This window comes from Pedobacter metabolipauper, from assembly GCF_004362715.1.
Lineage (GTDB): Bacteria > Bacteroidota > Bacteroidia > Sphingobacteriales > Sphingobacteriaceae > Pedobacter > Pedobacter metabolipauper.
Genome location: NZ_SNYC01000003.1, coordinates 1,372,557 through 1,383,968, shown reverse-complemented (window position 1 = coordinate 1,383,968; position 11,412 = coordinate 1,372,557). Strand labels below are relative to the sequence as shown.

Genomic DNA, 11,412 nt, shown 5'->3' with positions numbered 1-11,412 from the left:
TCTATCAATTATGCTAGCTGAAATTATAACTATTGGCGATGAGATGCTCATTGGCCAGATTGTGGACACCAATTCTGCCTGGATGGCACAGCAGTTAAACCTGATTGGTATTAAGGTAAAGCAGATCACTTCCGTGTCTGATGATGCCGGTCACATCATTGAAGCCCTTCAGCTCGCCGAAAAACGGGCACAGGTTATTTTAATTACCGGTGGTCTCGGCCCAACAAAAGATGACATTACCAAGCTTACGCTGGCCAGGTATTTTAACATGGAGCTTAGAAGAGACGAAGCAACACTAAACCATGTTACGGCACTTTTTGAACGTTTGAAGAGACCAATGATCGAGTCGAACAGGAAACAGGCCGATGTGCCTGATGGCTGTGAAGTGATCCAGAATAAAAATGGTACTGCACCATGTATGTGGTTTGAGCAGCATGACCGGATCTTTGTATCCATGCCCGGTGTTCCTTTTGAAATGATGTACCTGATGGATGAAGAGATCCTTCCCCGTTTAAAAAGATCCTTCAATCTTCCGTTCATTGTTCATAAAACCATTCTTACCGCCAACCTCGGTGAGTCGTTTCTTGCGGCAGAGATTGAGGATATTGAAGATAGCCTGCCTGCCCACATCAAGCTTGCCTATCTGCCTAAACTGGGGCAGGTGCGTTTAAGGCTTAGCGGTACCGGAACAGATGAGGCATTGCTTCATGAAGAGATTTCTGCTTTTGCTGCACAGCTGGTTCAAAGGCTGAATAAGTATGTGATGGCCGAAGAAGACATTGCGATTGAAAAAGCAATGTTAAACCTGATGGATCAAAAGAAGCTCACCCTGTCTACCGCAGAAAGCTGTACAGGTGGCTATATTGCCCACCTGATTACCAAACATCCTGGCTGCTCATCTGTATTTAAAGGCGGGGCAGTAGCTTATGCTTATGAACTAAAAGAATCTATGCTGGGGGTTAAGCACGCTACACTGAATACGTATGGCGCGGTAAGTGAAGAAACGGTTAAGGAGATGGCATTAGGTGCTTTAGAACATTTTAAAACAGACTATGCCGTATCTGTAAGCGGAATTGCAGGGCCGGATGGTGCAATACCCGGTAAGCCGGTTGGCACAGTATGGATAGCAGTAGCAAGCCGTAAGCGGGTAATCGCGAAATTACACACTTTCGGAAACAAAAGGCTTCAAAATATAGAGCGTTCTGCCACAGCTGCTTTGACAATGATCTTGAATGAACTTAAGCAAGATGAGGATTAAGTCTTCAAAATACTTTACTTTTGCGTCCAATACCAATTATAAAATTAAAAATGGCTCAATACGAATTATTGTTACCTAAAATGGGGGAAAGCGTTGCAGAAGCAACCATCATTAAGTGGGCAAAACATCCCGGGGATATGATCGATCTGGACGATACAATTTTAGAGATCGCTACCGATAAGGTAGATTCTGAAGTCCCATCGCCTATTGCAGGTAAATTAATCAAACATTTATTTAAGGAAGATGAGGTGGTTCAGGTTGGTGCTGTAATTGCAATCATTGAAACAGATACAACTGCAGTTTCTGAAAATGAAGCTCCTGTTCAGGCAGCTGTAACAGAGCCTGTTCCTGGTATTGCACAAATTCCGGGTACAGAACAATTGCCAGCTGAAAATACCGGGGTATCTTATCCTTCAAATGATGCAGTAACACCGGAAAGCAGTTCAGAACGGTTTTATTCTCCATTGGTAAAGAATATCGCCGCACAGGAAAATATAAATGCAAATGAGCTGGATACCATCCCTGGCACCGGTGCTGATGGCCGTTTAACGAAAGATGATCTGTTAAATTATATTCAGGCTAAAGGCGGAAATGCGGCTCAGCCCAATGCTCCGGCAACGGAACAACAAGCCGCTCCGGTTCTTGCTCCTGCAGCTCAATCTGCCAATACACCATTAAGCCAGCCTGCAGGTATACCTTCTGCTGCTCAGCCTTCAAAACCTGCCGTATCGGTAAGTTTAGGTGGCGGTGATGAGATCATTGAGATGGACAGAATGCGTAAGCTCATTGCCGATCACATGATCATGAGCGTACAAACTTCGCCGCACGTTACTTCATTTGTAGAAGCAGATGTTACCAATTTGGTATTGTGGAGAGAGAAGGTTAAAAAAGTATTTGAAAAGCGTGAGAATGAGAAGATCACTTTTACGCCCTTATTTATAGAGGCAGTAACCAAAGCCATCAAAGATTTTCCAATGATCAATGTTTCTGTAAATGGAACGCAGATCATTAAGAAAAGAGACATTAACATTGGCATGGCTGCCGCCTTACCAAGCGGGAACCTGATTGTTCCGGTTATAAAGAATGCAGACCAGTTTAATTTAGTGGGACTAACCAAATCTGTAAATGATCTTGCTGGTCGCGCGCGGACTTCTAAGTTAAAGCCTGATGAAACACAAGGTGGCACCTTCACATTAACCAATGTAGGTTCTTTTGGAAATGTAATGGGAACACCCATCATTAACCAGCCACAGGTAGCCATACTGGCAGTTGGGGCCATTAAAAAGAAACCGGCTGTTTTAGAAACTGAATTTGGAGATGTCATCGCCATCCGCCACATGATGTTCCTTTCCTTGTCATACGACCATAGGGTAGTAGACGGGGCTCTTGGAGGATCATTTGTGCGCAGGGTTGCCGATTACCTGGAGAACTGGGATATCAACAGAGAGATCTGATTAAAGACGAGATAACATAAGAAAGGCTCCCGATTTTTTACAATCGGGAGCCTTTACTTTATCAAAACAAAAATAATTAGCTAAACAATATTTCTTCTTCAGATACAACCTGGATCTGTTGTTCCGTATAGGTATATCTTCCGGTGTGTGCAATAAAAACATCTTTTTGTTCCAGCAGGTCACGGTTTGCCAATAAGGTTTTAAGGCTCACATTTCCGATCACATATTTATAATCGTTTCTGGAGAAACGCTCTATGATGTTATCGATCTTAAGCTTTTCTACAGTATATTCATGAACATAGCGCAGGTAGATCTCAATATTTACGTTGTCTGTATGAACCAGACCATTGTGCTGGTGATATTTTTTGTATTCATAGCGGTAATCATAACGCAATGCTGCAATGTCTGATAATACCGCTGCCCCTGTAGGATGGCCCCCGGCACCCTTGCCAAAGAAAAACTGCTTGTCAGCAAATGCAGCCTGAACCGTTACGCCATTATACTCATTTTCTACATTATATAGAAAATCATCTGATTTTACAAATTTTGGAAGCACATAGGTAACCACTTGTTTGGTGCTTATTTTGCGTGCTGTAGGAACGAGTTTAATCTTGAAGTTCTTCTCTCTTGCATACCGGATGTCATTTTCAGAAAGGTTCTGGATGCCTACATTCAGGATCTTATCGGGATTGATGAACAAGCCGTAAGCGTGTGCAGTGGCAATGGCCAGTTTAAATTTAGGGTCGTATCCTCCAACGTCCAATATCGGGTCGGTTTCTGCAAACCCAAGATCTTGTGCTTGTTTTAAGGCTACACCATATTCCAGGTTCTCATTAAAGATCTTAGACAGGATATAATTGGATGAACCATTAAATATACCGCTTATTCCATGAAGAAGTTCATTGTCATAATATTCTTCCAGGTTACGGATAATGGGGATACTTCCGCAAACGGCTCCTTCGTATAATAGAGAAGACCCGTGTTTTTCCTGCAGTTCAACCAGTTCAGCAAGGTGCGTGGCAATCATCTTCTTATTGGCAGAAACTACATTTTTGCCGCTGATCAATGCTTTTTTAACTATGCTGAATGCAGCATCTGCATCGTCTATCAGTTCAACTATGGTATTGATTTCCGGATTGTTCAACAACTCATCGTGATCTGTTGTAAACAGGTGCGCATCAAGACTGCGTTTCTTATCCGGGTTTTTGATTGCTATTTTAATGATTTCAAGGTTGAGGTCCTGTCCGCGAATAATATCCTGCAGCCCTTGTCCAACTACTCCAAAACCAAATAAACCAATCTTAAGTTTCTTACTCATCTGGGTATTTATGCTGTTTTATGTAATTTAATTATTTTCTTATTTATAGTTTCTTTTAAGAAGTTGCCAATGATCCGGGTAAGTGTATCGGTTTCTATTAAGAATCCGTCATGTCCATAAGCAGAACTGATGCTTTTAAATTCGGCACCCGGAATATTTTTTCCAAGAAATTCCTGTTCAGACAATGGGAACAGGACATCATTTTCAATTCCAATAACCAGGGTATTTGCTTTTACTAAAGCCAGTGCATCAAGAACGCTGTTTCTTCCGCGGCCAACATTGTGGCTGTCCATCGCTTTGGTCAGGTACCAGTAGCTATATGCATTAAACCGTTTACACAATTTCTCTCCCTGGTAGTTCTGATAGGATGCTGCGCGGAATGAACCGGTTTTATCGTTTACACTTTCCAGTTGGGTAGAGGAATAAGCTTCATAGGTACGGTAAGAAAGGAGGGCAATGCTTCTTGCTGTTTTTAATCCTTTTAATCCGCCTTCGGGTAGTTGCGCATAAAAAGTACGGTCAGTAGATATGGCAAGGCGCTGGCTCTCATTAAATGCGATTCCCCATGGAGAATGAACGGCATTGGATGCCACAAGGATCAGGTTTTCGATGCTTTTAGCGTCAGATATTGACCATTCTAAGGCCTGCTGGCCGCCTAATGAACCACCGATCAGAACCTTGATGGAGCTGATGCCCAGATGTGCTGCCAATAACTGGTGTGCAGCAACCATATCCCTGATGGTTAGATCAGGAAAAGCAAGGTAATAAGGAAGGCCGGTAGCCGGATTTATGCTTAAAGGATTTGTACTGCCGTAATGTGACCCAAGTACATTTGCACAGATGATGAAATGTTCTTCCGGATTAAAAAGATCATTGTTTCCAAAAAGACCTTTCCACCAGTCCAGCACATCGGCATTGGCCGTAAGTGCATGGCAAGCCCAGATCACATTGTCTTTTTTGGCATTTAGTTTACCATAGGTCTGGTATGCAATCTCTACTTTTCTAAGCTTTTTACCGTTTTCGAGTTTAAAAGGCTTATTGTAGGTATAGGTGGCAGTGGTACTCATTATTTAGTGTTTATTTTAGTAAAGGCCTGCTCAAAATCTGCCTTAATGTCGTCAATATGTTCTATGCCTACAGATACCCTCAATTGATTTGGGGATACGCCTGCGGCAATTTGTTCGTTTTCGCTAAGCTGCTGGTGTGTAGTTGCTGCAGGCTGGATGATCAGGGTCTTTGCATCGCCAACATTAGCCAGGTGACTGATCAGTATCAGGTTATCAACCAGGGCAGATGCTTGTTCTTTATCGCCATGCAATTCAAAGGACAGTACCGCCCCAAAACCATTCTGCAGGTATTTTTTTGCGTTGGCATGATATGGGCTGCTTTCCAGGCCGGGATAGTTTACACTTTTTACGGCTTCATGGTTTTGCAGCCAGGTAGCAAGAGACAGTGCATTGTCTACATGACGCTGTACACGAAGGGATAAAGTTTCTAAGCCCTGGATTAACAGGAAGGAATTAAAAGGAGAAAGGGCAGGTCCAAAGTCACGCAAGCCTTCTACACGGGCGCGGATGATGAACTGAATATTGCCAAAAGGGCCGCCTGGTCCAAAAACATCATTAAATACCAATCCATGATATCCTTCTGAAGGTTCTGTAAACTGAGGAAATTTACCGTTTCCCCAGTTGTAGGTGCCACCGTCAACAATAACACCGCCAATGCTGGTTCCATGTCCGCCGATCCATTTGGTAGCCGATTGCACTACAATATGGGCGCCATGTTCCAGCGGCTTAAACAGATAGCCTGCAGCACCAAATGTGTTATCTACAATTAAAGGCAGGTCATGCCTGTTGGCAATGGCAGATAATTTTTCAAAATCAGCAATGCTGAATGCCGGGTTACCTATACTTTCCAGGTAAATGGCTTTGGTATTGGCATCTATCATTGCCTCGAAATCATTGGCATCATCGCCATTGGCAAATTTAACTTCTATGCCAAGCCTTTTAAATGCGACTTTAAACTGGTTATAGGATCCGCCGTATAAATGAGAAGAGGATACAAAGTTATCACCCGCCTGTAGTATATTGTTAAGGGCAATGAATTGTGCCGCTTGTCCGGAGCCTACCGCCAGGGCTGCCACGCCGCCTTCAAGTGCGGCTATGCGCTTCTCGAAAACATCTGTAGTGGGGTTCATGATGCGGGTATAAATATTGCCGAATTCTTTCAATGCAAAAAGGTTTGCACCGTGTTCGGAATTTTTAAACCCGTAAGAGGTAGTTTGATATATTGGAACGGCTCTGGAGCCTGTTGCCGGATCAATTTCCTGACCGGCGTGTAGTTGTAGGGTTTCGAATTTATAAGAAGCTGACATGTTTTTTCTTTACTAAATGATAAATACTGATTTCTTAATGTTTACAGCTGTTAAAAACGACAGGCGTAAATCGTGTAGCGTACCCGATAAAGGGCCTTCCGGATGAATACGTGATCAGGAGGAAGATTTTAAATTATAGCATGCAACAGCACATACTAAGGGTATGCTGCAGACTACAATAATTCAGGTTGCTCGAAATGGTTTTTACTGTTTTCATTTTGTTTCAATTTATCGTTCCAAAAAGCACCCTGCTTATTGGTCAGGAATTGGCACCTTCTCCATTTGGGAGGGTTGCCAGTGGGTCAAAGAGCCTGTCTCTCGCCACTTCTTTATAAATCAAACCCTGGTAAAGAGGTATTGACTTGGTAGCTTTCGCTAAATAATTAAACAAATGTAGGCTTATGTGTTAAAATATCCAAAATATAATTCTGAATATTTTTCAATGTATTGATTTTCAGATTTATAAAACACTTTTTTGGCGTTTTGTAAATGGGAGAAATCTAATTAAATCATTTACAATAAATGATTCTTAGTTCAGGGCCTGATCAATATCTGCAATTAAATCATCTATATGTTCTAATCCGACAGATATCCGAATTAAATTTTGTGGCGTCTTCGTATCCGGTCCTTCTACGGATGCGCGGTGTTCTATTAAACTTTCTACACCGCCAAGGCTGGTGGCCTGTGCAAATAATTTTACTTTATTGACTACGGCCCGCGCTTCATCAGCACCGCCTTTTACAAGTACTGAAAGCATACCCCCAAAGCCGCTCATTTGTGCTTTTGCAATCTCATACTGTGGATGGGCAGGGAGACCGGGATAGTAAACAGCATCTATTTTAGGATGTTTCTCGAGGTATAGGGCGAGTGCCATCCCGTTATCACAATGTCCGCGCATGCGGTAAGCCAAAGTTTTAATGCTTCTTATCAACAGGAAGCAGTCAAATGGGGAAGGTACTGCACCACCAACCTGCTGAATGTTCCGGATCTTGTCCCACAATTCATTTTTAGCTGCGGTAATTAGAACTCCGCCAAGCACATCGCTGTGCCCGCCGATATATTTTGTAGAAGAATGCATCACAATATCGGCGCCCAATGCAATCGGATTTTGCAGGCATGGAGACGCAAAAGTGCTGTCGCACGCAAGAACAAGGCGGTTTGCCTTTGCAATTTTAGCAATTGCAGCAACATCAGTTATTTTTAATAATGGATTTGATGGGGTCTCAATCCAAATGAGCACGGTATTTTCTTTAATGTAGCTGCTAATCCCGGCTACATCTGTAAGGTCAATGAAATCAATTTCCAGGGTGTCTGCAAAGATAGATTGCAGCTGTTTTTTAAAACCCCAGTACATATCATCAGGGGCAATGATGTGACTGCCGGGTTTTAACGCCTGGAACAGGCTCATGCCGGCGGTATTGCCGGAAGAAAATGCGCAGGCTTCTGCACCTTTTTCCAGTTCTGCCAGGATATTTTCAAGCGCCGACCGGTTGGGGTTACTGACGCGGCTGTACATGTGTCCGCCAGAATAGCCACCATCTGCATCTCTCAAAAAAGTAGTAGACAGGTTTAAGGGTTGGGTAACATCATTTGTGCTTGATCTATATAAATTTCCAGCGTGGATAGCGATGGTTTCTGACTTCATTATGATGGGATTGAATATGGAATTTAGGTTTTCTTGTATAACAAAGTTAAAGGTATAAAATATTCTGTTGAAGTTTTGGCAAGATTTATGTAATTGGATTACCAAATAAATATTAATATGAAAAGAATATTCCTTATAGCAGCCATTTTGTGCAGTTCATTAATGGTTTTGCAAAGCTGTTCACCTAAGGGTGCTGCTGGTACTACAAGTTTAAAAAGAGGTAATGTTACCGGAACATGGGTTTTAAACGACATTACTTTTGAAGGATTACCTCAGTCTGCCGTAAAATCATTATTTGATGAAGGTTCATATACTTGCTTTGTGGGTAGTACATGGAGCTTAACAAATAGCGGTAATGGTAGCTATACCTTGCCGGGCGGAGGCACATGTGCAGCAAAAACACAAACTATATTCTGGTCAGCAAGTCCTGCAGATCAAACTTTTCAGTTTAAAAAGATCTTTGAAGGTGATAAAGCCAAAAATGTAACCTCAGGTTATCGTTTGGTGCTTACTTCTACAGATGGCAGCAATATGATTGTAAAGTCGCCGGTAGATTACGGAAGTTCACCAGCTTACATCGTCTTAAATTTTACTAAGGCCGCAAAATAATTTGGTTAATTGGTTAGGGAAAAAGGGGCCTGGTGTAAATCAGGTCCCTTTTTAGTATAACCACATTTTTGTATGCCGTCGCTAGTTACCTGATCCAGTGTGGTATAGCGTTTTATTTTGTCTCTTTTACACAATGTTGACAGGTTAAAGGGCTTAAAGAACCGCGATCTGTTGATTTTATCTTAAATTTGTCTATTATACATTATAGATGGATACGACTATAAAACTCGCGTTAATTATTAATGATCCTGATTTGCCAGCCGCATTACGGGTAATTGCGCAAAAGGTACAAAACCAGCAAAGGATTACTTTTGATGAAGGTGTTTATCTTTATGAACACGCTGAACTTGGCTATCTTGGTGTTTTAGCAAACCACATAAGGGAGCAGAAGCATGGTGATAAAACGTACTTTAACCGGAATTTTCATTTAGAGCCTACAAACCTTTGTGTTTATGACTGTAAATTCTGCTCGTACTCCCGGTTAATCAAACAAAAAGAAGAAGGCTGGGCACTTACGCTGGATGAAATGCTTGATGTGGTTAAGAAATACGATGCTGAGCCGGTAACAGAAGTTCATATTGTTGGCGGTGTTCTTCCGCAATATGATGTTGCGTTTTATTCTGCATTGTTTACTGCAATTAAAAAGCACCGTCCAGAGCTTCATGTAAAGGCATTAACGCCGGTAGAATATCATTATATCTTTAAAAAAGCTAAAATAGATTATGCCACAGGCATGAAATTAATGAAAGACGCAGGCCTGGAATCTATTCCGGGTGGTGGTGCTGAGATTTTTCATCCCGATATCAGGAACGTAATTGCGAAGGACAAATGTACCGGGCAGCAATGGCTGGATATTCATGAAGAATGGCATAAATTAGGCATGCGCTCTAACGCAACCATGCTGTATGGTCATATAGAGAAATTTGAACACCGTGTTGACCATATGGAGCAGCTGCGTGAGCTGCAGGACCGTACCGGTGGTTTTCAAACCTTCATCCCGCTTAAATTCAGAAACCAGCACAACCAAATGGAAAATGTGCCTGAGGTTTCTGTCATTGAAGATCTAAGAAATTATGCCATTGCACGGATCTATCTTGATAATTTTGACCACATTAAAGCTTACTGGGCGATGATCAGCCGGCAAACTGCCCAACTGTCCTTAAACTTTGGGGTAGATGATATTGATGGTACGCTTGACGATACGACGAAGATCTATTCAATGGCTGGTGCTGAAGAACAGAATCCGGCAATGAGTACCAAAGAACTTGTAGAACTGATCAGACAGGTTAAACGTAAACCTATTGAAAGAGATACCCTTTATAACGTAGTAACTGATTTTACCGATGTTGTTTTTGAAGGTGATGTTAAACCGCAATTTTATAAATTGCCTGTAATCAATTAATGGATAAAGAACTATATATCATCAGGCATGGTGAAACGGATTTAAATAAACAGGGCATTGTACAGGGAAGAGGTATTAATAGTGATTTGAACGATACCGGGCGCAGCCAGGCAGCATCCTTTTATGCGATTTATAAAGATGTTCCTTTTGAAAAAGTATACACCTCAGATCTGGTACGTACCCACCAAACCGTTAAGGGTTTTATTGAAGCCGGTATTCCATGGGAAAAACAAAGTGGTTTAGATGAGCTGGCCTGGGGGATCTGGGAAGGTAAACCAAATGATGAATATGCCATTGCTGCGTTTAAAGATATTATGGAGAAATGGCAGTCTGGAGATTACGATGCCCGTTTTGAAGGTGGCGAAAGCCCGAATGAGGTAGTAGCCAGGCTTAAGGAGACGGTTGATCTGATCAAATCCAGACCGGAGAAACTGATCCTCGTCTGTATGCACGGCCGTGCCATGCGCATGCTTCTATGTTACCTGATGAATAAACCGCTTTCTGAAATGGGAGATTTCCCGCATTTAAATACCACCCTTTATAAAGTTGAACTTACCGGAGATGTATTTACCCTTGCCGAGTTTAACAATACCGATCATTTAAAATAATTCCTTTTGAATAAAGTTAAAATTTCTGCCGTTTCCTATACCAATACAAAACCTTTTATTTATGGTATCGAGCATTCTGATCTGATCCATAAGATCGATCTAAGCCTGGACATCCCATCAGACTGTGCTGCTAAATTAATTGACGGTCAGGTTGATATCGGGCTGATCCCGGTTGCTGCTATTCCAAATGTTCCGAATGCAAACATCATTGCAGATTACTGCATTGGGTCTGTAGGTGCAGTAAACTCCGTATTTATATTTAGCAATGTGGAGGTTTCGGCCATTAAAACGGTCAGGCTGGACCGCGAATCCAGGACCTCCAATAACCTGGCTAAGGTGCTGTTTAAATTTTACTGGAAACAGGATGTCGAATTTACAACAGATGCAGATGCGGACACAGATGCGATCGTTTTAATTGGAGACCGTACATTCGGTAAAAAGGAGGCCTTTGCCTATGCATATGATATGGGCGAAGAATGGATGAACTTTACCGGGTTACCTTTTTTATACGCAGCCTGGGTAGCCAATAAAACGATCCCTCAGGAATTTATAAATGAATTTAATGCGGCCCTGGCGCTTGGCCTTTCTTACCGGAACCAGCTGGTAGATGAACTGCCTGCAGAACAAGGTATAGACCTTCGGGATTACCTGCTCAATAAGCTGGATTTTGAACTTACAGATAAAAAAAGGGAAGCTTTAGCTTTATTTCTTTCTTACATTGCGAAATTGTAAACCTATTCACAA

10 protein-coding genes and 1 riboswitch are annotated in these 11,412 nt (G+C 42.1%); of the genes, 6 read left to right on the top strand and 4 right to left on the bottom strand.

The window, feature by feature from the left end:
* The first annotated feature begins 10 nt into the window (after nt 1-10).
* Together ATK78_RS06035 and ATK78_RS06030 are read left to right on the top strand one after the other, a co-directional pair.
* Nucleotides 11-1,258, top strand: coding sequence for a competence/damage-inducible protein A (locus ATK78_RS06035; RefSeq protein WP_133575122.1), 1,248 nt, complete (start codon nt 11-13; stop codon nt 1,256-1,258).
* 50 nt (nt 1,259-1,308) lie between these two features.
* Nucleotides 1,309-2,712, top strand: coding sequence for a dihydrolipoamide acetyltransferase family protein (locus ATK78_RS06030; RefSeq protein ID WP_133575121.1), 1,404 nt, complete (start codon nt 1,309-1,311; stop codon nt 2,710-2,712).
* A gap of 76 nt (nt 2,713-2,788) precedes the next feature.
* Here the strand turns inward: ATK78_RS06030 and ATK78_RS06025 are convergent, their stop codons facing one another.
* The 4 genes from ATK78_RS06025 to ATK78_RS06010 form a co-directional block, all read right to left on the bottom strand.
* Entirely contained in the window at nt 2,789-4,030 is a 1,242-nt protein-coding gene (locus tag ATK78_RS06025) for a homoserine dehydrogenase (RefSeq protein ID WP_133575120.1), read from the bottom strand.
* A gap of 8 nt (nt 4,031-4,038) precedes the next feature.
* Nucleotides 4,039-5,097 (bottom strand): homoserine O-acetyltransferase family protein, encoded by a 1,059-nt coding sequence (locus ATK78_RS06020; RefSeq protein ID WP_133575119.1) that lies wholly within the window; start codon nt 5,095-5,097, stop codon nt 4,039-4,041.
* Nucleotides 5,097-6,404: an O-acetylhomoserine aminocarboxypropyltransferase/cysteine synthase family protein gene (locus tag ATK78_RS06015; RefSeq protein WP_133575118.1), complete on the bottom strand. Its 1,308-nt coding sequence runs from the start codon at nt 6,402-6,404 to the stop codon at nt 5,097-5,099. Before ATK78_RS06015 ends, ATK78_RS06020 begins: the two co-directional genes overlap by 1 nt.
* A gap of 225 nt (nt 6,405-6,629) precedes the next feature.
* Nucleotides 6,630-6,742, bottom strand: a riboswitch (SAM riboswitch).
* A 191-nt stretch (nt 6,743-6,933) separates the two neighbouring features.
* Nucleotides 6,934-8,049 (bottom strand): trans-sulfuration enzyme family protein, encoded by a 1,116-nt coding sequence (locus ATK78_RS06010; protein ID WP_133575117.1) that lies wholly within the window; start codon nt 8,047-8,049, stop codon nt 6,934-6,936.
* A gap of 117 nt (nt 8,050-8,166) precedes the next feature.
* Here ATK78_RS06010 and ATK78_RS06005 point away from each other — a divergent pair, with 117 nt between their 5' ends.
* The 4 genes from ATK78_RS06005 to ATK78_RS05990 all read left to right on the top strand — a co-directional run bounded on the left by ATK78_RS06005 (nt 8,167) and on the right by ATK78_RS05990 (nt 11,400).
* Entirely contained in the window at nt 8,167-8,658 is a 492-nt protein-coding gene (locus tag ATK78_RS06005; RefSeq protein ID WP_133575116.1) for a lipocalin family protein, read from the top strand.
* A gap of 208 nt (nt 8,659-8,866) precedes the next feature.
* Complete coding sequence (mqnE, locus tag ATK78_RS06000) at nt 8,867-10,060, top strand: aminofutalosine synthase MqnE (RefSeq protein WP_133575115.1); 1,194 nt, start codon at nt 8,867-8,869, stop codon at nt 10,058-10,060.
* Nucleotides 10,060-10,668, top strand: a complete 609-nt coding sequence (locus tag ATK78_RS05995) for a histidine phosphatase family protein (protein WP_133575114.1) — start codon at nt 10,060-10,062, stop codon at nt 10,666-10,668. The genes mqnE and ATK78_RS05995 overlap by 1 nt, the downstream gene beginning before the upstream one ends.
* 6 nt (nt 10,669-10,674) lie before the next feature.
* Nucleotides 10,675-11,400 carry a menaquinone biosynthetic enzyme MqnA/MqnD family protein gene (locus ATK78_RS05990; RefSeq protein WP_133575113.1) on the top strand — a complete coding sequence of 242 codons (726 nt, stop codon included), beginning with the start codon at nt 10,675-10,677 and terminating at the stop codon, nt 11,398-11,400.
* Nucleotides 11,401-11,412 lie beyond the last annotated feature (12 nt).